The sequence below is a fragment of the Ignavibacteriales bacterium genome (assembly GCA_016700155.1).
Taxonomy (GTDB): domain Bacteria; phylum Bacteroidota; class Ignavibacteria; order Ignavibacteriales; family Ignavibacteriaceae.
The window spans coordinates 2989549-3010726 of the sequence record CP065001.1; the positions used below are offsets into that span (position 1 = coordinate 2989549).

General features: G+C 36.9%; 15 protein-coding genes. 9 read left to right on the forward strand and 6 right to left on the reverse strand.

Annotated features, from left to right (window positions below; translation table 11 throughout):
* Positions 1-13: 13 nt before the first annotated feature.
* The 4 genes from IPM56_12765 to IPM56_12780 are packed head-to-tail and all read left to right on the forward strand — an operon-like array spanning position 14 to position 2841.
* The gene (locus IPM56_12765; GenBank protein QQS35118.1) at positions 14-1297 is read left to right on the forward strand and encodes a patatin-like phospholipase family protein; all 1284 of its coding nucleotides are present in this window, start codon (positions 14-16) and stop codon (positions 1295-1297) included.
* Positions 1298-1321: 24 nt separating this feature from the next.
* Complete coding sequence (locus IPM56_12770) at positions 1322-1909, forward strand: hypothetical protein (GenBank protein QQS38303.1); 588 nt, start codon at positions 1322-1324, stop codon at positions 1907-1909.
* Between the two features lie 39 nt (positions 1910-1948).
* Entirely contained in the window at positions 1949-2230 is a 282-nt protein-coding gene (locus IPM56_12775) for a hypothetical protein (GenBank protein ID QQS35119.1), read from the forward strand.
* A 2-nt stretch (positions 2231-2232) separates the two neighbouring features.
* Positions 2233-2841 carry a hypothetical protein gene (locus IPM56_12780; GenBank protein QQS35120.1) on the forward strand — a complete coding sequence of 203 codons (609 nt, stop codon included), beginning with the start codon at positions 2233-2235 and terminating at the stop codon, positions 2839-2841.
* Between the two features lie 94 nt (positions 2842-2935).
* Here IPM56_12780 and priA read toward each other — a convergent pair whose 3' ends face one another.
* The 5 genes from priA to IPM56_12805 form a co-directional block, all read right to left on the reverse strand.
* Entirely contained in the window at positions 2936-5401 is a 2466-nt protein-coding gene (gene priA, locus IPM56_12785) for a primosomal protein N' (GenBank protein QQS35121.1), read from the reverse strand.
* A 43-nt stretch (positions 5402-5444) separates the two neighbouring features.
* Positions 5445-5984 carry a hypothetical protein gene (locus IPM56_12790; protein ID QQS35122.1) on the reverse strand — a complete coding sequence of 180 codons (540 nt, stop codon included), beginning with the start codon at positions 5982-5984 and terminating at the stop codon, positions 5445-5447.
* A 9-nt stretch (positions 5985-5993) separates the two neighbouring features.
* Entirely contained in the window at positions 5994-7043 is a 1050-nt protein-coding gene (locus IPM56_12795) for an LD-carboxypeptidase (protein QQS35123.1), read from the reverse strand.
* The gene (lysA, locus tag IPM56_12800; GenBank protein QQS35124.1) at positions 7040-8323 is read right to left on the reverse strand and encodes a diaminopimelate decarboxylase; all 1284 of its coding nucleotides are present in this window, start codon (positions 8321-8323) and stop codon (positions 7040-7042) included. Before lysA ends, IPM56_12795 begins: the two co-directional genes overlap by 4 nt.
* A gap of 142 nt (positions 8324-8465) precedes the next feature.
* Positions 8466-10523, reverse strand: a complete 2058-nt coding sequence (locus IPM56_12805; GenBank protein ID QQS35125.1) for an acetate--CoA ligase family protein — start codon at positions 10521-10523, stop codon at positions 8466-8468.
* Positions 10524-10680: 157 nt separating this feature from the next.
* Here IPM56_12805 and IPM56_12810 point away from each other — a divergent pair, with 157 nt between their 5' ends.
* From IPM56_12810 to IPM56_12820, 3 genes are all read left to right on the forward strand, one after another.
* Positions 10681-13695, forward strand: coding sequence for a hypothetical protein (locus IPM56_12810; protein QQS35126.1), 3015 nt, complete (start codon positions 10681-10683; stop codon positions 13693-13695).
* Positions 13696-13761: 66 nt separating this feature from the next.
* Complete coding sequence (locus IPM56_12815) at positions 13762-14391, forward strand: response regulator transcription factor (GenBank protein QQS38304.1); 630 nt, start codon at positions 13762-13764, stop codon at positions 14389-14391.
* A 120-nt stretch (positions 14392-14511) separates the two neighbouring features.
* Positions 14512-16542, forward strand: a complete 2031-nt coding sequence (locus IPM56_12820) for a VCBS repeat-containing protein (protein ID QQS35127.1) — start codon at positions 14512-14514, stop codon at positions 16540-16542.
* A gap of 90 nt (positions 16543-16632) precedes the next feature.
* Here the strand turns inward: IPM56_12820 and aspA are convergent, their stop codons facing one another.
* Positions 16633-18504, reverse strand: a complete 1872-nt coding sequence (gene aspA, locus IPM56_12825; protein QQS35128.1) for an aspartate ammonia-lyase — start codon at positions 18502-18504, stop codon at positions 16633-16635.
* 150 nt (positions 18505-18654) lie between these two features.
* Here aspA and IPM56_12830 point away from each other — a divergent pair, with 150 nt between their 5' ends.
* Both IPM56_12830 and IPM56_12835 read left to right on the forward strand, forming a co-directional pair.
* Complete coding sequence (locus tag IPM56_12830) at positions 18655-20313, forward strand: M28 family peptidase (GenBank protein ID QQS35129.1); 1659 nt, start codon at positions 18655-18657, stop codon at positions 20311-20313.
* Positions 20314-21144 (forward strand): PstS family phosphate ABC transporter substrate-binding protein, encoded by an 831-nt coding sequence (locus IPM56_12835; protein QQS35130.1) that lies wholly within the window; start codon positions 20314-20316, stop codon positions 21142-21144.
* Positions 21145-21178 lie beyond the last annotated feature (34 nt).

Below are 21178 nucleotides of genomic sequence, written 5' to 3' on the forward strand. Positions count from 1 at the left end.
AGGCAGGAAAATTATGAATACATCAGACTTCACTGAGAACAGAGATGTCAAAGAAATCATCAACAAACTTAGAAATGATTTACCCGATAAAATTTACTCAGATGTAGTTGATGCCGAAGGACATCAGTATGTCGATCTTGTCCAGGAAGGCGGCGGTGTGCTGGGAATAGCACTGCTCGGATACACTTATGTACTTGAACAAATCGGGATCAGATTTTTTAGTCTTGGCGGTACATCTGCAGGTGCTATCAATACTTTACTGCTTGCTGCTGTGGATAATGTTGACAGGTCTAAGACTGAAAAGATCATTCAGCTTGTTGCGAATAAAAACCTGTATGATTTCGTCGACGGACCTTTCTTTGTAAAGTTTTTACTGAAGGGTGTCAGAACAAGTAAATCAGATGCTCCACTTTTTAAAAGAATAATTAAGAAAATATTAATTGTCTTGTGGACACTTCTCTGGTCTTTGCCGGTTCTGATTTATCTCTTTATCAAAAAAGGATTAAACAAAGGGAATAATTTCAGAATGTGGGTTGTACAAATTCTTCATAACAACAGCATTTACAATGAAACGGATTTAAGTAAAAAAAGAAATACCCCTGAAAGTCTTGCCATAAGAAAAGGTGTTAACTCAAACATTGACGGATTAAAACCAAATCTCAAAATAATCGCGGCGGAAATAACAACGGAGACGCGTGTACTCTTTCCTGAAATGAATTTATTGTTCTGGAAAAATCCCGGCACTGAAAGTCCCGCTGATTATTTACGTGCTTCAATGTCGATACCGCTGTTCTTTCATCCATTCACAATACCTATCGGCAACAGAAAAAAAGAAGACTGGGCAAAGCAGGCAAAATTTTACGGCGAGCCTCCTGAAAAAGCTTTCTTTGTTGATGGAGGTGTGTTATCAAATTTTCCTATCGATGTATTTCACAACAGAAGCAGGGTTCCCCGCCTTCCGACTTTTGGTGTTAAACTTGGTGATGACAGGGACAAGGTAAGCAACGTAAAAACACTTATGAAATTTCTTATGTCGATATTTAACAGCGCGCGGCATGTACTTGACTATCAGTTCCTTTTAAAGAATGATGATTATGAACATCTTATAACAAAGATAGATATAGGAGAACACAACTGGCTTAACTTTTCAATCAAGGATGAAGACAAACTTGATCTGTTTATAAGAGGAGCAAAAGCCGCCGATGTATTCTTAAGAAAATTTGATTGGATTAATTACAAAGGAATAAGAGAAAAAATGATTCCCTCTTCTCCCCAGCAGCAGAATAAAACAACCTAAGGAGTTAACACTATGGCAAAAATAATGATGCCCAAAGCCGCACCAAGACTATCTTCAACTGAATTACGAAACCGTATTGCACCATTTAACATTGACCGGAATAAATATCCTTTAATCATAATTGGTATTCGGGGATACTACCTCAACACAATGGGTGAGCCGGGAAAAAATGACAGAGGTATTTATGATGATGCGTTGTTTGTTGAAACACCTGCGGTAACTTCTTCTTATAATGCGAATACTGATCCATCCGTTGTGCGAAAAGGTTCTGGTAAAGGAACCGGAAAAGGAATGGCAGTATTGAGACCAGGAATTTATTACGCTTACAAACTCGATACACACCGCAGTAAAAATCCTCATCCCGCGGTCTGTCAAAGATACGGCGAAGTTACTGTGATAAGAGACGGCAATCCGCCTTATGAAGATACAGGAATGTTCGGGATAAATATTCACAGGGGCGGCAACTCAACAACTTCAAGTGAAGGATGCCAGACTATACATCCATCTCAATGGGATAGTTTTTATAACCTTGTGAAAGACCAGGCAAAAAGATTTTATGGTGATAAGTGGAATCAGACAGTTATACCTTATGTGCTAATGGAAGAAAAATGATGACCAGTCTTTTAAATAAAAATTTCGTGGAGAATCAATATGAGTAATAACGGTTCAAGTGATCCTGTTGCAATGGTCGAAAGGATCACAAAACTATTTAAGCTGGAAAGAATTGTATACATAGTTGCTACATGTATTGCCCTGCTCATGTTATTAACCAATGCGGCTTTACTGATCATAAACGGGAAAGCAGGTGCGGCTGAATTGTCATTGCTGTTCGGCTCAGGCGGACTGATAACACTTTCGCTAAACAGGATTATAAAGATGTGGAGCGAGACGATGAAACTTCTCCTTGAAATAGCAAAAGGGAAAGGAGAATAAAGATGAATGACGATCTTGATTTAACTAAAATAGAAAAGACATCTAAAACTTCTGTGATTGTAAGCGCCATCGGACTTATTGTAATAATCGCTGCATTGATTTACAGTTTTGTTAAACTCCAGGATCTGCAGCAGGAAACAAATAAACTAAGCGACGTAAGAGATAATTTAAAAACCGAAATTGACAGTCTTCAAAAAATGAAAGATACATTATCAGCGCGCTTAACTGTTTCCAACACTGCAAACCTTGTTGAAAAACAGGTAGACAAAGAATCCATCGAAAAGAATTTAACAGAGCAAACTGCTGTTGCCGCACCACGCGTATATATTCATATAAGTAATACAGCACAGAATATTCCGGCTAAAAAAATGGCTATGATTTTACAGAGGAATGGTTTTGTTGTACCTGGTATTGAGAACGTTGGCGGCAAAGCTCCGCAGGTTACCCAGCTAAGATATTTCAATAACTCCGACCAGGAGAAAAAAGATGTGAAATATATTTTAGCACTTCTAAATAAACAGGAACAACGTATCGATGAACAGTATGTGAAACTAAGAGGACAGACGACAGTGCGCCCCCGGCATTATGAAATTTGGTTTGGGAGAGAATGAAGAAGAGAACTCACACCACACTCTGCGCGTTAACATCAATTTATAATAGTGAGGTTCATCCCATAGGGATGCGCCTCACTTGTGTTAAACATCCTCACACCACACTCTGCGGGTCAACATCATAAAAAAGTTTTACATCTTTGTAGCGCGATTTTTTATTAAACTCAATAAAAGCATTCATCACAGCTTTGCGTAGTATCGCTCCACCCGGATCTGTTTGCCTTCTGCTTTTAATTAAAATATGGTAACGGTAAAACCCTTTTAGTCTTGATATGATTGCGTTTGTTGGATTATGTACCTGCAATTGTTTTTTATAAACACGCAGTTCATTATAAAAATCATTTATAGCGCCTTTGGCATTTTCATCTTTAAGGTCTTTCGCCTCGATCAGACATATCCGTGTAAACGGAGGATAATACATTTTCTCCCTGTCCATAATTTCTTTCTGATAAAATCCTTCATAGTCATTCATCACAACACGCTGGAGTGTAAAATGTTTTTCATTTTGTGTTTGTATTATTACTTCTCCCGGCTGGTTACTCCTCCCCGCCCTGCCTGCAACCTGGGTAAGCAATTGAAATGTTCTTTCATCAGCACGGAAATCCGGCAGCCATAAAGTTGTTTCAGCGGCGATAACCCCGACAAGGGTTACTCTTGAAAAATCCAATCCCTTTGATACCATTTGCGTGCCGACAAGAATATCGGTTTCACCTTTTCCGAAGTCAGTAAGTATTTTTCCAAGCGAAAATTTTTTTGAAACAGAATCCGAATCAACACGTTTTATTTTTGCCTGGGGGAAATAATATGCGAGCTCATCTTCAACTCTTTCTGTGCCTGTTCCGTAATATTTAATTGACAGCGAACCGCAATGAGTACATGCATTTGGTACTTTCTTAATCAGTCCGCAGTAATGACACTGCATCATATTTTTGTTTATGTGATACGTCATTGAAACCGAGCAGTTGTCGCAGGTTTCAATTTCACCGCAGTCATCACAAAAAACCTGTGTGGAAAATCCTCTTCTGTTTTGAAGAAGAATAACCCCTTCATTTTTTTTCAGCCTGTCTTCAATCTTATTCAGCAGAAGATGAGAAAAAATATTTTCCATCTTACGTGCTTTTTTTTCAGATGAAACATTTACGAGTTCAATCACCGGAAGTTTTGCATTGTCAATCCTTTCAGGAAGATTCAGCAATTCATACTTACCACTACGAGCGTTGTACATGCTCTCAACTGATGGTGTGGCTGAACCAATAACAACCGGACAGTCATACATACTTGCCAGCACAATCCCAGCATCTCTTCCGTTGTACTTCGGCACCGAGTCGAATTGTTTATAACTTGCATCATGTTCTTCATCAACTACTACAATTCCCGGATTAAACAATGGCGAGAATAATGCTGATCTCGCGCCGACAACTACATTTGTTTTTCCTTTTAATATTCTTCTCCAGGTATCATATCTCTCACCTGGTGACATCCTGCTGTGAACAACACTCACCTTATCGCCAAAGTTATTGAACATACGTGCAGTCATTTGCGGTGTTAAGGAAATTTCAGGTACAAGTATCAAAGCTGACTTTTTCTTATGCAAAACTTTTTTAACGAGTTCAATATATACCTGGGTTTTGCCGCTCCCTGTTACACCGTGAAGAAGAAAAACTTTGAATTTATTTTCATCAATTTGGGCAGATACTTTTTCGATCACATTTTTCTGGTCGTCGGTCAGTTCAAAATCTTTAATCTTTTCTTTGTACTCATCACCATATTTACGTTCAACTTCAACATCGCTTATTTCTATCAGACCCTTTGATTCAAGTGAATCAAGTGATGACTGCGATGATTCAGTTTTCTTCAATAAATAATTTTGAGGAATTGGTTTTCCTTTCGTCGCAGCAAGTGTAAGAAGTATCTTTACCTGTTTTGGCGAACGGCTTTCAATTTCCGGTATCATTGCATAAACTTCACCAAGCGATTTTATCAGCTTAACATGTTTAATCGTTTTAGGTTTTACTTTAGCTTCTTCAATTTCATTAAGGACAGTTACTGCGCCGGTTTTTTCAATTGAATGAATTGTGGAATAAAGATTTTTCTTTTTGGTGATTCGTTGAAGCTGTTTAAAACTTATTTCATCTTTTTCGGAAAGAAGATTAAGTAATTCAGCTTTAAACGTTTTTTTATTTTTTTCTTCCTGGTAAAGTTTTGCGCAAAGTTCTTTTTCAATAATGATTTTTCTTTTTGATTCGATCTCTGTCCCGATGGGAACCGCTAGCCTTAACGCTTCGCCCAATGAACACATATAATATTCCGCGAGCCAGGAATAAAATTTTAATCCTGTTTCGTTTACTACAGGAGTCTCATCAATAATGTCTTCGATAGGTTTTATTTTTTCTGTTAAAGAAGTTGTCGCAGATTTGTTAATGATGAAGCCCGTTAGTGTTCTTTTACCGAAAGGTGCAACTGCACGAACGCCGACACGTACTTGTGAAGTAAGTTCATCAGGAACTGAATAAGTAAAAGTATTTCTGAAAGGAAGCGGAAAAACAAGTTCGACAAACATTTATGCCACTGTTAATTTTTGGTCAGCTAAATGCCGATACCTTTTATTCATTTAAATATGGAAGAAGTGCGCGGTAAGAATCGCCTTTTGTGTCTTCACTGAAAATTTCAAACTTCAGGTTCTTAAAACTTTTATCCCATAATATTTTTTTATGATCTTCCGCGACGATTATTGTTCCAGTTGTTGAAACGATGCTGTCACCCAAAGATAAAACTGAATAATAAAATCCTTCATCAGTTTGAATTCCCTCTACATCGCTTATGTCGGTAAAAGTAAATTCAGCACGACCATTTAGTTTATTACCGTCGGCAAAAAGCTCTCGCGACTTGATATTTTTTCCTTCACGTTTAATTTCCTTTATGAAGTCGCTGCTTTTATAAATGTATTCAAAGAGATACTGTTTATCTTCTTCAAACTCTGAATCAGTTTTGGATAAAGATTTAATATCCTTTATCAATGCTGTTGCGGAGCCTGTTCCATCTTCGTTCAAAACAATATCATACGAGATTGTATTGAATGAAAGACATCCTTGTATACTAACGATCAATAGCAATATTGTTACAACGCCAAATATTTTTTTCATTTGCTTTCCTTATTCAACTGCATTTTCAAGAAGTGTAATTGTTTTTTCACCGGCATCAAATTCAGTACTAATGCCGAGCGGTAACGTAAATTTATTTTTTATGTGACCGAAAGATAATCCATAAGCAACTGGTATTCCTAATGATGCTAGTCGTTCTATCAAGACTTCTTTCAGAGAAAAAGAATTTTCAAAAGATGGTTCAACTTTTTTTGATTCGCACTTTCTAAAAGTACCCAGCGCAATTCCCTTTGCTTTTTTGAACTTACCCGACTGAATCATTTGCGTAAGCATTCTGTCAATTCGGTAAGGTTCTTCACCAATTTCTTCAATGAAAATTATTTTGTTTGTGTAATCAATGTCATATTCAGTTCCGATGAGTGAAACCATCACAGATAAATTTCCTCCGGCTAATTTACCAGAACATTTACCTTTTCGAAGTGTATAAATTTCGGCAGGTTCATCCGGGTTATCATCTGCAGCACTTGTCATTTTTATTTTCTTATTTCCTTCAACAAGTACGTCATAAAAATATTTCCTGGTGAACTCATTGAACGAGGAAATACCAACAGGTCCGTGAAAAGTAACAAGACCTGTCTTGTGTGTGATGCCCAGAAGCAATGCCGTCACATCACTATAACCTATTAATATTTTGGGATTATTTTTTATAACAGAGTAATCGAGCATTGGAAGAATTCTTGCACAGCCATAACCGCCGCGCGCGCACATAATTGCTTTTATATCTTTGCGTGAAAACATCTTCATTATGTCTTCAGCGCGGTCTTTATCATGAGCGGAGAAGTAGCCATTCATCTCAAGAACTTTATCTGTGTAAACTGCTTTGAATCCGAGTGACTCAACATTTTTTATTGAGTCATTTAGTTCTTCCTGTGTGATATAACTGCCGGGTGTTACAATTCCTATAAGATCACCTCTACGAAGTGCTTTTGGCTTAGTTACTTTTTGCTCATCAATATTTTTCTGTTCAGAGAAAGCAAATGAAGGAAGTGAGGTAACAATAGTAGCTGCGGAAACGGTTTTAACAAATTCACTTCGCTTCATGAATTTCTAACCAGTTCTGAAATTATTTTTTCATCGTGTAAAAGGTATTCGAATGATTCCCTTCCGCGAGCTATAAAAAATTTATCTCCGTCAACTACAACTTCCGGTGGTCTTCGTCTGGCATTATAGTTTGAGGACATAGTCATACTATAAGCTCCGGCAGACATTACCGCAATGTATTCTCCGCTTTTCATTTCAGTTAATGTTCTGTCGTGAGCAAAAAAATCACCGCTCTCACAAACAGGACCAACAACATCAACAACAATATTTTTTCTTCCCGTATTTTTTTTCAATGGCTGGATGTGATGATATGAACCGTAAATACTCGGGCGTATAAGGTCATTCATTCCCGCATCAACTATAAAAAATTTTTTATCGCCGTTGGTTTTGTTGTATAATAATTTTGTGACAAGGCAACCGGCATTTGCTGTTAAAAATCTTCCCGGTTCGAAATAAATTTCAGCGTTTAACTTTTTTAGAATTGGTGAAATTGCTTCGGCTAATTTTTTCATGTTCAACGGTTCTTCATCGTGATACCGGACACCCATTCCCCCGCCGATATTAAAATGTTTTAATTCTATTCTTTGAGATTTCAGGTATAAAAATAAATCAGCTAATTTTTCTACAGCTTCTTTGTAGGGATGAACAGAAAGAATCTGTGAACCAATGTGCATTGCCAGCCCGCTTATTGTAACATTCTTAAATGATGATTTATTTTTTATTAGTTGCGTTACAGCCGCGTTTTCTAGTCCGAACTTATTTTCTGAAAGTCCTGTTGAAATATATGGATGGGTTTCAGCATCAACATCAGGATTAACACGAAGAGTGACGTTTACAACCCTTCCAAGCTTTTGCGCGGCATTATTTATTATAATTAATTCTTCTTCCGATTCAACCTTGATTGAATATACACCGGTTTGAATCGCATTGATGATCTCGTCTTCAGTCTTGCCAACGCCTGAAAATATTATCTTCTTAGGATCAACGCCTGCTTTCAATGCGCGGAACAATTCACCTTCGGAATTAACATCAACCGAAGCTCCGAGTGATTTAAAGATATTTATGACATTGATATTATAATTTGATTTTGCGCTGAAAAATATTTTGTGATTTATACCGCTGAATGCATTCCGGATCAGGTTGTACTGTTCAACAAAATATTTTTTACTGTAAATGAAAACAGGTGAACCCGCTGCCGTTACTATATCACTTAGCGGAACGCCGTCACAGTACAATTCACTTTTTTTATAGATGTAACAATCTGATTCGAAATAATTCATTTACAATTTCTGATTGATAGTAAATAAAGAAAGGCTTTTTCCTTTGAGCAAAGTTAAGAAAATATTTTTACGAATCACTCACGTTATGCCAATGTCACACTAAGCCCGTCGAAGTGTGACATTGAAACAATTAATTTCGAACTCACACTTTTATTCTGACATCAACTGCATAAACCTGGTTATCGTTTGTAACCAACAATGGATTCAAATCAACTTCACTTATTTCTTTGTGATTGACCATCATCCGGGCAAGATTTTTTATTGATGATTTAATCCTTGACATATCAACAGGATCTTCACCTCTTACGCCCCGAATTATTTTTCCGATCTTCGGTTCATTTATCATTTCGTCAATATCAACATCGGTTAAATATGCTGAGCGCATTACAGTGTCTTCAAAATACTCAACATACTTTCCACCTGAACCGAACATTATCATCGGTCCAAAACTTGGATCACGGAAAGCACCGACAAGTAATTCATATCTTGTCGCAAGGAAAGGCTGGATAAGGAAAGCATCAAGATTAATATTTTTTGATTTAAAGTTTGAGATCATTTCATCCGCAATATTGATCAACTCTTCTTTACTTCTAATATTCAGAACAACACCTTTCAAATCAGTTTTGTGAATTATCTGCTCTCCAACTGCTTTTACAACTACAGGAAATTTTATATCAGCATTTTTCAGTTCTTCATAATTCAGTATCAAATCTTTTATGCGGGGTAAATCATAAACATCACACAATTCAGCAACAGCAGGTTGGGAGAGAAAGCCTTTCTTATCTGAAAGATTAATTTTATTCGCACCTGATTCTGTTTTTACGATTCTGCCTGAATTTGATTTTTTATTTCTAAACTTCAGCATGTTATTTATCACAACTGCCGGATCTTCCGGTCGTTTAAATAATGATCGTTTGGTTTTTGATTCTGTTCTGTATTCCTGCCAGAATTCGGGCAAAGGCATAACCACCTGGAAGACCGGCTTATCAGATTTAATCTCATTTATACCTTCGATAACCGGAAGCGCTTTGACCATAATAGGTTCAACAAAAACCGAAATTACTGCGTCAACATTTTTATCACGTACTAATATTTCATTCACTGCTTTAAATTGTTCTGCTGTACCGCCGGGAAGAAGATCAACCGGATTATTTACACTTCCCTCAGGATGAACTATTTCTTTTAACTTTTGTTTTGTTTCAGGAGATAACTCTGCAAGTGACAAATTATTTTTTTCAAGAGTATCAACAGTCAGAATTGCAGGACCTCCAGCGTTGGTAACAACTGCAATATTATTTCCGGCTGGCGAATGGAAATCTTCAAATCCTTTTGCAGTGTTGAACATATCGTTAAGATCATCTGCGCGAATAATGTTAAACTGTTTTAAAATCGCGTCAACAACTTTATCGCTGCTTCCAAGCGCTCCGGTATGTGATGATGCCGCTTTTATTCCGCTTGAAGTTCGTCCGCCTTTTAAAACAATAACCGGTTTTGAAATTTTATCATCAATGAAATATTTGATAAACCTTTCTCCATCAACAAAACTTTCAAGATAGTAAGTGATAACTCCGATGTCATCACAACGTTGCCAATACTCAAGCAGATCGTTTTCATTAACATCCGCTTTGTTGCCTACACTTATAAAATGTCCGAACCGTATATCAGTTTCACGCAATGAATTCAAGACTGCGGCTCCTATCGCACCGCTTTGTGAACAGAATGCCATACTGCCTGTTTGCGGTTCTTCAGCCACAAAAGTCGCGTTCATCTTGATTGAAGGAAGTGCGTTTATTATTCCCATACAATTTGGTCCTACCATTCTTGCATTGGAATCTTTAACAAGTTTTAAAATTCTTTTTTCGGCTTCTGCGCCTGATTCACCGGTTTCTTTAAATCCGGCGGTAATAAGAATTATTGCTTTAACATTTTTACTAATTAATTCTTTCAGAGTTTCTTCAACGAATTGTTTTGGTACCATTACAATTGCTAAATCGATTTTTATATCAACAGCATTAATAGTTGCGTAGCATTTGTAACCAAGTATTTCATCTGACTTTGGATTAACAAGAATTAATTTTCCCGTGTATCCATATTGTTTAACTGATTTTGTTAATTCATAGCCAAGACTTTTAGGCTTTGACGAAGCGCCTACAATGCAGATTGATTCAGGATAAAAATATTTGTTGAATACCGATTCCATAGAGTTTCCCTGTATTTATAAAATTACTTTTCAAAATTACTACTTTAATTTCAAAACTGCCGGATAATTGTGCACAAACAACATCACCCAAAATGAGTGATTTAATATTGTTTGATGTTTCAGTATGTTATATCAGTTAAATCCCGAAGAGGAAAACATGCGAATAATTTTAATTGTACTGATTTTAATTTCTTTCACTTTTCAAATGCAGCCACAGGAAGAGTTCATTATTTCCAGGATGCCGGGAAGTGATCAGTATCCTTACAAGCTGACATATTCTATGATGCAGGATAATAAAGGCTTTCTCTGGTTCGGAACCATGTATGGATTGCTTCGGTTTGACGGGCTTAAAACAGTACATTTTAGAAATGATGTTGACGACAGCACATCACTTGGTTTTGATGATGTTGTGACGATCTGCCAGGATAAAAAAAATAATTTATGGATTGGCACCTGGGGAGGTGGTCTTGTCAGGTACGACGCCGTTATAGGTAAGTTCTCCACATTCACTGCGGAAGCAAACGGACTTTCTGATAATATAATTTTTGCAATCACTGAAGATGCATCCGGTATCATTTGGCTCGGTACACAAAATAACGGACTAAGCATTTTTGATCCCGTGAAAAATAAGTTCACGAGTGTTGCCGCAGGTGATGATGAAAATGTTCCGCGGGGATATATATCTGTCCTAACAACTGATTCAAATAATGATATATGGATCGGGACTCAATCAGGTTTATACAGGTATAATTGGAAAGAAAAAAAATATCAGCATTTTGAACTTGACAAGGATGATTCACTAAAATCATTCTCAAATAACATAACGTCGATTGAAGAATTCGATAGTGAAATCTGGATATCAACAAGGAACGGATTGTTCAGATATGATCGTGACAGGAATGATTTTGGGGGGTATGATTTTTCTACATCAAACAATATCAATTCAATAGCAAAAGATGAAAATGGATTTATCTGGCTTGCGACAATGAACGGGCTTACAAGATTTAATCCTGCGACTAAGTACTCCGATCATATCTCCGATTACTCAAATGAACCTTTTCTAAGTTCTTACATTGGCAACGTCATGGTTGACAGGTCAGGAATTATCTGGGTTTGCAGTTACGAAAGATCTCTTTTCAGGATCACATATAAACCAGGAATTTTTTCTGATAATTTTATTGATGATAAAACCGGAATATTAAATACCAGTACATTTTCTTTCACACAGGACGCTGAGGGAGTATGGATCGGAACCATCAATGGTAGCTATGAATTAAATAAGCACTCCGGAACTGTAAGTGACATGCCCGAGATCAACAAATATCCCCTACTGAAAACAGGTGTGTTAGCTTTGAATAAATCTACTGAAGGATTATATGTAGGAACCCGGCGCGGGCTTTATTTATACGATCTCGATAAGGAAAAACTGACATTACCTGATATTCTGAAAACTATAAAGCTAAACCGTATCACTTCATTGATGAATGATAAGAAAAATAATCTCTGGATCGGAACTTATGATAATGGTTTTTACAAATATGATAAAACTATTGACACGCTGATTCATTATAGTTTAAATTCCAACAGCATGGGCAATTCAAATTCAGATTTTATTCTTACCCTCTTTGAAGATAAACAGGAGCGAATCTGGATCGGTACGTATTCGGGTATCCGGCTTTTTGTTGAAGGGAAATTCATTTCATTTACTCACGATAGAAAAAATAAAAAATCAATTTCCAACAATTATGTTTACAGTATTTACCAGGATATCAAAGGACGTATTTGGGCCGGAACTGCAAATGGTTTAAATCTTTTTAATGAAACTGAAAAATCATTTACAGCATTCTATGAAAAAGACGGACTCTCAAATAATGTAATATCTGCTATGAATCAGGATGATAGCGGCTTCCTTTGGATAACAACATTTAACGGCATAACCAGGTTTGACTATGAAAATAAAATTTTCAAAACATTTTCTGATTTGAACGGGTTGCCCGGAAATTATTTCAACAGCGGTGCAATTTTAAAAGTCGGTGATAAATTTTATTGCGGGTCCAGCAAAGGTCTCGCAATCATTAATCCGGACATAATCACAACACCAAAAAATGATAAGCAGATTTTGATTTCTTCAGTGGTAATCCTGAGTAGTACCGGCGAGGATGAATCCGTCTTTAATATTGGTGAAAGCTTAGAATTAAGTTATTCACAAAATTCTGTAAAGCTAATCCTGTCATCGTCTGACTATACTGCTCATGTTTTGAACAACTTCAAATTATTTGTCAATGACAGAATCGTAAATCAGAAAACAAATGAAATCATTTTATCAGATCTTTCTCCCGGTGTTCACAATATCCTGATAACGGCGGAAAACCATCTAGAGCAGAAATTAGTTATAACAATTCTGCCACCATTCTGGCTTACCTGGTGGTTTATAATTATCAGCATTTTAATTCTGTCTTCACTAATCTATATCAGCTATAAAATGTTATTAAAGAAAAAAGTAAATCGAATCCGGGAAATTGAAAAAATAAAAATTGAACAGGCAGAACAAATCAGGAAAAAAACTGCCATAGATTTTCATGATGAACTTGGACACAGGCTGACAAGGATCTCATTATTATCAGGTATGGTTAGAAAAAAAATCCATAATCAGTTTGATGAACTGACTCCACTGCTTGATAAAATAAATGAAAACTCTTCGGCGTTGTATGACGGGACAAAAGATTTTATATGGTCAATCGATCCTTCCAACGATTCTCTTTATGAATTGCTGATAAGAATGAAAGATTTTGGCGATGAAATCTTTACAGACGGTAAAATTAATTTTGAGGTTAAAGGAATCACGGATGAACTCTCAGAGGCAGCATTGGATATGGATTGGAAACGGCATCTATCACTAATACTCAAAGAAGCGATGAACAATTCGCTTAAACATTCGCATGCTACAAAGATAATACTTGAGACATCTTTCAACGAAAATGAAATTGAAATTATTCTTTCCGATGACGGAATAGGAATAACAGACAACTATAAAGAAGGAAACGGGCTGCGCAACATGCAGCGCCGCGCACAAAAACTTAAAGCACAATTAAACGTAACGTCAGAAATTGGTAAAGGCACAAAAATTTCATTTAAGGGAAAAATTCCCGGCAAATCACTAAATTATAATTAGGTTGTGATGTTTCTTTATTCAGAACAACATTCGAACTCTTATCATTCACTTAATGTGCTTAAGCTGATGCCGGATAAAATAACAAGGGTGGTTATTATTGAAGATGATTCGATCATTCGTCAGGGCTTTATATCTGTTATTGAAGAGAATGATTCAATCCACTGCACCGGTGATTACGATACCTGCGAGGAGGCAATAAAGAACATTGATGGTGATCAGCCGGATATTATTCTGATGGATATTGAACTGCCGGGTATTTCCGGAATCGAAGGAATAAGACGAATAAAAAAAACTCATCCACAAATTGATTTTATTGTTGTAACAGTTCACGAAGATGATGAAAAGGTTTTTGATGCATTGTGCGCTGGCGCAAGCGGTTATCTTACGAAAAATATTTCGACTCAAAAACTTGTTGACTCGATAAATGAAGTCCGTAACGGCGGGGCACCAATGAGTACAAGTATAGCAAGGCGTGTAATCAGTTCATTCCATAAAAGTACTGCCTCTCCCCTTTCACCAAGAGAAACTGAAATTCTTCTTCATCTTTCGCGGGGCAAAAGTTATTCTATGATTGCGGATGAACTTTTCATAAATAAAGAAACAGTCCGCACTCATATAAAGAATATCTATCAAAAGTTGAATGTGAACTCAAAATCAGCCGCACTTCAGAAAGCTAATAAAGAAAGACTTATCTGATAACTTTCAGGTATTAATTTTTCCCACTATGTGAATCACCCAATTTGCAGGATACTACTCTCGCCTCCTTTACAATATAATGGTATCAGATTTTAACCACTTTAATGAAAGGATATCATTATGAAATCACTGAAACTAATTTCTTCAGCGATGCATCAAATAATTTTTGTTGTTGTAATGCTTTTTCAATCGGAATCTTCTTCACAGATTTTTCAAAAAATAACAGATGCCGCAAACCCGATTGTCACGACATTATCGGACGCAAACTACTCCGGCGCTTGCTGGATTGACTATGACAATGACGGTGATCTGGATCTGCATGCAACAAAAGCATCTTTGTTCAGAAATAATGGTGACGGAACATTTACAAAAGTACCAACGACATTCGGCACAGGAATAGCAGGACTTGGCAACGGTGCAAGCTGGGCGGATTATGATCACGACGGTGATCTTGACGTGGTAGTTGCTGGTGTTCCCACACGTTTCTACCGCAATGATGGCAATGATACATTTACAACTGTTATTGACGGCGAATTAGGAACAAGTAAAGATAATCGTGACTGGACATGCGCCTGGTCAGATTTCAACAACGATGGTTATGCTGATATTCTTTTGGTTCATCCCAGCGGGTTTACCGGGAACCCTGCTCTTGCAAACAGACTTTTGCTATCGAACAGAGATGGAAGATTCACACGCTTAACCGGATATGAGTTTACTACTGCACACGCGCCATATACGGTTGCAACATGGTATGACTTTGATCTCGATGGAGATCAGGATTTATTTATTGGAAGCGGACCTGCTGGAACTCCGGCGAGGGATTTTCTTTTCAGAAATTTATTTACTGAAACCGGAGAAATCGGTTTTGAAAGAATAAATGATCTGCCGATGGGAACCGATCTTCAGGATGGTCAGGTATGGAGTCTAGCTGACTACGATAATGACGGTGATCTTGATGCATTTATAACAAACTATGGTGGTGCTGTTAACAGGTTTTATAAAAACAACAATGGAACTTATCAGACAATTACTACTCCATTTACAGTCGGCGGCAATTATTTAAGCAACAGCTGGGCTGATTTTGATAATGATGGTGATCTTGACCTTGTCACAACATCCGAAGGAAATATCCAGGTATTTTTTAATGAAGGCAGCGACACCTTCGTAACTCATTTTACAGTTTCAGGAGCCGCGCGCAGTGTAGCCTTAGCTGATTATGATGAAGACGGTGATATTGATTTTTATAATTCCGGCGGCGGAACTTCAAGAGGTTTGTATGAAAATATAAATTCTAATGGCAACAACTGGATGCAGTTCATACTGAACGGCAAAATAACTAATCCGGATGCACTCGGAGCGAAGGTTAGACTTAAAGCAATGGTAAATGGAAATCCTGTCTGGATGATGCGTGAAATAAATGCTCAGAATAATTTCAACGGACAAAATTCTTCCCGTGTTCATTTCGGGTTGGGAAATGCAGCAAGCATAGACTCAGTTGTCATTGAATGGACTTCGTCGGATGTTCAGATACTTACCAATATTAGCCCAAACCAGATATTGACTGTCAATGAAAATATTCCTTCAGGATTTTTAAGATGTAACTTCAGTGCCGATTCTGTAAGCGGGAATTACCCATTTAATGTTTCGTTCAGCGACCATAGTCTCAGTGATCCTAATTCAGCAATCACTTCCTGGAAATGGGATTTTGATAACGATGGAACAATTGATTCTGATCAGCCTAATCCTCAACACACCTATGATGATGCAGGAATCTATACAGTGAAGTTGATAGTCCAGAATGGTTCAACAACTGATACACTTACGCGGGATGATTATATCACGGTTGGACAGCCTACAGGAATAATTGAAACCGGTACAACCGTTCCTGCAGAATATCAGTTATTTCAGAATTACCCGAACCCATTCAACCCTTCAACTAAAATAAAATTTCACCTTGCAAAATCTGGATTGATGCGATTATCAATTTATGATGCGCTTGGTACTAAGGTTCAGACAATTTATGATGGTTATAAAGATGCAGGTGAGTACGAAGTTGATTTCAATTCTGGTGATTTAACTTCAGGGCTGTACATTTACCGGCTGGAAGCTGAAAGTTATTCATCAACTAAAAAGATGATGGTGCTCAAGTAATCATAGATTAATTCAAATGTCAGTCATATCCTGTGACTGACATTTGATTATTCTTTCCGATCGGGTTTGTACGATAAATTATAATTAGAACTACTTCTGAAACTTCACAGGACCAATCATATTTTCCGGTTTAAGAATTTCATCAAGTTGATCTTTTGACAATAGATTTTGTTCAAGCACCAATTCATAAACGCCACGATTTGTTTCAAGTGCTTCCTTAGCCAGTTTTGTTGATGCTTCATAACCGATTATCGGATTTAATGCTGTAACTAACCCAATAGAATTTTCAACAAGTTCACGGCATCTTTTTTCATTTGCAGTTATACCGTTAATACACCTGTGAACAAGCGTTGTCATACCGTTCTTCAGCATTTCTATTGATTCAAAAATACTTTGAACAATAAGCGGTTCCATCACGTTCAATTCAAGTTGTCCCGCTTCCGCGGCAAGAGTAACAGCCAGATCATTTCCAATAACTTTAAAAGCTATTTGATTTACAACTTCGGGAATAACAGGATTTACTTTACCCGGCATAATTGACGAACCGGGCTGCATAGGCGGTAAATTAATTTCTCCTAATCCGGTCCTTGGTCCTGATGAAAGTAATCTTAAGTCATTACACATTTTGGATAGTTTTACAGCTAATCTTTTTACAGCAGATGAATAAATAACGAACGCGCCTGTATCCTGTGTTGCCTCGACTAAATTTGATGCAAGTACAATTTCAAATCCTGATACTTCCTTCAGATGTCTGATAACTTTTGTACTGTAATCAGGATCAGCATTTATTCCAGTACCGATTGCGGTTGCACCCATATTCACTTCAAGGAATAGTTTTGCGTTCTGATCTAGTCTGTCTATCTCTTCTTCAAGTGTTGCAGCGTAAGCTTCAAAAGCCTGACCCAATGTCATCGGAACTGCATCCTGTAATTGTGTTCTTCCCATCTTAATGATATGTGAAAATTCTTTTCCTTTATTTCTCAAAGCATCAATTAATACCTTAAGAACTTCGATCAGTTTTAAATTACTTTTTATTATTGCAATCTTAACTGAAGTAGGATATGCGTCATTAGTCGATTGTGACAGATTAACATGATTATTGGGATGACAATATTTATAATCACCTTTTTCATAACCAAGTATTTCAAGTGCGCGGTTGGCGATCACTTCATTTGCATTCATATTTGTCGATGTACCTGCACCTCCCTGGATCATATCAACAACAAAATGACTGTGCAGTTTTCCATTAATTATTTCAATACAGGCCTGTTCTATTGCGTGTGTGACGGGCGCTGATAATAGTCCCAGGTCAAAATTCGCTTTTGCTGCTGCGAGTTTTACCATTGCCAGCGATTCGATTAGCAAAGGATAAAATGAAAGTGTAACACCACTGATGTTAAAGTTTTCAATCGCACGCAGTGTTTGAACTCCATAATAATATTCATATGGCACTTCCCTGTCGCCTAACAGATCGTGTTCGGTCCTTGTTCTGCCTGACTGATATTGAGCGGCAATGTTAATGACCCGTGTAGTAGTGGATCTCATTCTTCTTGAGATAACCTTTGCCACATTTGCCAGAATTTTTGATGCGACAATATTATGATCCTTAAACAATTCATAGAACCGGTCATGGCTTAGAACAAGTGCGGTAGTATCAACCAGCGCTTTTGCTGATGTCGAATGAGGTGAATCATCCATCAGGGCTCCTTCGCCCAGGAAATCATATTTGTTAAAAAGTGCTAATCTTTTTTCTTCACCAAACGGAGATTTTTTAATTAGTTCGACTTCTCCTTCATAAATAAGGAACAGGTATTTTCTTGTATTATTTTCAGTGAACAGCAAACTATCTTTTTTGTAAGTGATGGAATCAAGCTTTTGCACGATAAGTTTAATTTCATCTTCAGTTAATTCTTTAAATAGTCCGATTTGTTTTATGAATGCGTGAATATTGTTTTTTTCCATTTCAATCTCCAAAAGTTTATTCTGCTGAAAATTCTGAAGTGTTCAGAATTTCCTCACCAAATTTAGCTATTATCTTTACTTTAAGAATAAAGTAAATATTGACTCTCTTATTTTTTTTTTGGTAGTTGACATTTAAATATTTACAGTAAAATGAAACTGCGGATTTCTCTTTTCATAATAATTATTTTTCTTCAGACTGAACTATTTGGATTTGTTTCTGATTCAATTGTAACCGGCGGTGTCGGACTGATATCAAAATCGCAATTAAAAAATCATATAGATTCACTCGGAAGTGATTTATTTGAGGGCAGATCAATGGGAACATCGGGTGGAAATCTTGCTGCAAAATATCTTGCTTCCCAATTTGAAAAAATGAACTTGATACCGGCTGGTGATGAGGGTACTTACTATCAATATATTCCTATGCATGCCAGCCAGCCGCAACCCGAGTCAGGTTTGGTTTTGTACCATGATAAAGACAGCAGTTTACTAATGCTCAACCAGGATTATTTATTATATAAAACCGGGGAACAAACTTTTATACCTAATCCGTTGCCACTGGTATTCGTGGGGTTTGGTATTGTCGCGCCGGAGTTTGATTATAATGATTATCAGTCCGTTAATGTTGAAAATAAAATTGTAGTGTTTCTTGAAGGTGAGCCCTTTTCAACTGACGAAAAATATTTTGAAGGAATTAAGCCTTCGATTTACAGTCTGCCGGAAATGAAACAGAGAATTGCCATTTCAAGAGGGGCAAGCGGAAGCATTATGATTCCCGGAATCAGGTATAAGGAAGCCGGTGAATGGAAAAAACTCATTAATGAATTTGCATTTGAAGATGTTACGCTGGCATATTCTGCTTCAGGTAATTTAAGTGTCTTAATGGGTCCATATGTTGCAGAACAATTATTTCATTCCGCTGAATTTTCAATCAATGAAGTTTTTAATATGCAGCAGCAGAATTCATTAAAGAGTTTTGAACTGCAAACAAAAATTTCTTTTAAAGGTGAATTCCGTGAGAGAGATTTTACCTCCGCAAATATTGTAGGAATGATAAAAGGTTCTAACGAGAAACTTTCCGACAGCTATTTATTAATCTCTGCGCATTATGATCATCTTGGAATAGGTCCTGCGGTAGACGGGGATTCTATTTACAACGGGGTATATGATAATGCTATCGGTGTTGCATCACTTCTTGAAATTGCGTCAGCATTTAGTAAACCTGAAAATAAGCCGGAGCGCTCCATTGTTTTTCTGCTTACTGCCGGTGAGGAAAAAGGATGGCTTGGCTCAACTTACTATGTTAACAACCCGGTGGTTCCGTTATATAAAACAATTGCAAATGTTAACATAGATGGCATTGCATTGTTCGATAGGTTCAGAAGTATAGTTGGTGTTGGAAGAGAATATTCTTCACTAAATGATTTTCTTATTGAAATCGCCAAAAGAAATAATCTTGAAGTTGAAGATATTCCGGAGCAATTTATTCAATCAGAATCCTTCACCAGATCTGACCAGATTATTTTTGCGCAGGCAGGAATTCCTTCAATACTTATATCAGAAGGATTGAATTATGAAAATCTTTCGCGCGAAGATGGTATTAGACTCTTTATACATTACAGTGAAAACGTTTATCACACACCGTTTGACGATCTTACTCAGCCAATGAACTTTGATGCAGCCGAACAGCACACAAAAATAATTTTTGAATTCTGCCGTCTTCTTGCTGCTTCTGAATCAGTGCCTGAATGGAATGAAGGTGTTCCATACAACAGTGCACGACTGAGATCAATCGCCGAAAGAAAATAGATGAAAAAAGTTTTTTGTTTATGTCTGATAGTCTTATTTCTTACCAGTTCCTGCAGTTTCAGGATTCCAGCTTCCAAAGTAATAAAGATCAAAGGCTCAGATACTATGTTGTATTTAACTCAGGCTCTCGCTGATGAATATATGAAACTGAATCCGGGTGTTTCAATTTATGTTGAGGGCGGCGGAACAGCAAGCGGTATAAACTCTTTTACCAAAGGTGAAATTGATATTTGCACTGCATCAAGAACACTTAAACCTGAAGAAGTAAAACTGATAGCGGAAAAGTTTGGCTCTGTTGGAATGGCTACACTGGTCGCAAAAGATGCTTTAAGTATTTTTATAAATCCGCAAAACCCTGTAAAAGATTTTCAGATTGATGAAGTAAAAAATATTTTCACAGGCAGTATTACTAATTGGAATATGTTGGGCGGAGATAATGCTGATGTTATGGCAATTATCCGTAACCCGAATTCAGGTACATATCTTTATTTTAAGGAACATATATTGGATGGCGAAGAATATTCACCTTCAGCAATTACGGAAGCGACAACAGAAAAAATTATTTCTGCCGTTAAGGAAAATAAAAATGCAATCGGGTACGGCGGTTTAGCTTACGGCGATAAAAATCTTCATGCAAAAATAAACGGAATTGAACCGACTGAAGAAAATGTTATTAATGATAAATATCCTGTAACGAGGTATCTTCATTTTTATACATTATTCCAACCGGATGGCATTGTTAAAAATTTTATCGACTGGGTACTTAGTCCTGCTGGACAAGCGGTCGTAAAGAAAATCGGGTATATACAGATTTATAAAAGAGAGTTTTGATCAATAAAAAGAAATTTTATTCATGATATATTTT

Bases quoted from the DNA above. Each gene is read 5' to 3' on its own strand.
- IPM56_12765 (QQS35118.1), top strand. From the start codon at position 14: ATGAATACATCAGACTTCACTGAGAACAGAGATGTCAAAGAAATCATC.
- IPM56_12770 (QQS38303.1), top strand. From the start codon at position 1,322: ATGATGCCCAAAGCCGCACCAAGACTATCTTCAACTGAATTACGAAAC.
- IPM56_12775 (QQS35119.1), top strand. From the start codon at position 1,949: ATGAGTAATAACGGTTCAAGTGATCCTGTTGCAATGGTCGAAAGGATC.
- IPM56_12780 (QQS35120.1), top strand. From the start codon at position 2,233: ATGAATGACGATCTTGATTTAACTAAAATAGAAAAGACATCTAAAACT.
- priA (QQS35121.1), bottom strand. From the start codon at position 5,401: ATGTTTGTCGAACTTGTTTTTCCGCTTCCTTTCAGAAATACTTTTACT.
- IPM56_12790 (QQS35122.1), bottom strand. From the start codon at position 5,984: ATGAAAAAAATATTTGGCGTTGTAACAATATTGCTATTGATCGTTAGT.
- IPM56_12795 (QQS35123.1), bottom strand. From the start codon at position 7,043: ATGAAGCGAAGTGAATTTGTTAAAACCGTTTCCGCAGCTACTATTGTT.
- lysA (QQS35124.1), bottom strand. From the start codon at position 8,323: ATGAATTATTTCGAATCAGATTGTTACATCTATAAAAAAAGTGAATTG.
- IPM56_12805 (QQS35125.1), bottom strand. From the start codon at position 10,523: ATGGAATCGGTATTCAACAAATATTTTTATCCTGAATCAATCTGCATT.
- IPM56_12810 (QQS35126.1), top strand. From the start codon at position 10,681: ATGCGAATAATTTTAATTGTACTGATTTTAATTTCTTTCACTTTTCAA.
- IPM56_12815 (QQS38304.1), top strand. From the start codon at position 13,762: ATGCCGGATAAAATAACAAGGGTGGTTATTATTGAAGATGATTCGATC.
- IPM56_12820 (QQS35127.1), top strand. From the start codon at position 14,512: ATGAAATCACTGAAACTAATTTCTTCAGCGATGCATCAAATAATTTTT.
- aspA (QQS35128.1), bottom strand. From the start codon at position 18,504: ATGGAAAAAAACAATATTCACGCATTCATAAAACAAATCGGACTATTT.
- IPM56_12830 (QQS35129.1), top strand. From the start codon at position 18,655: ATGAAACTGCGGATTTCTCTTTTCATAATAATTATTTTTCTTCAGACT.
- IPM56_12835 (QQS35130.1), top strand. From the start codon at position 20,314: ATGAAAAAAGTTTTTTGTTTATGTCTGATAGTCTTATTTCTTACCAGT.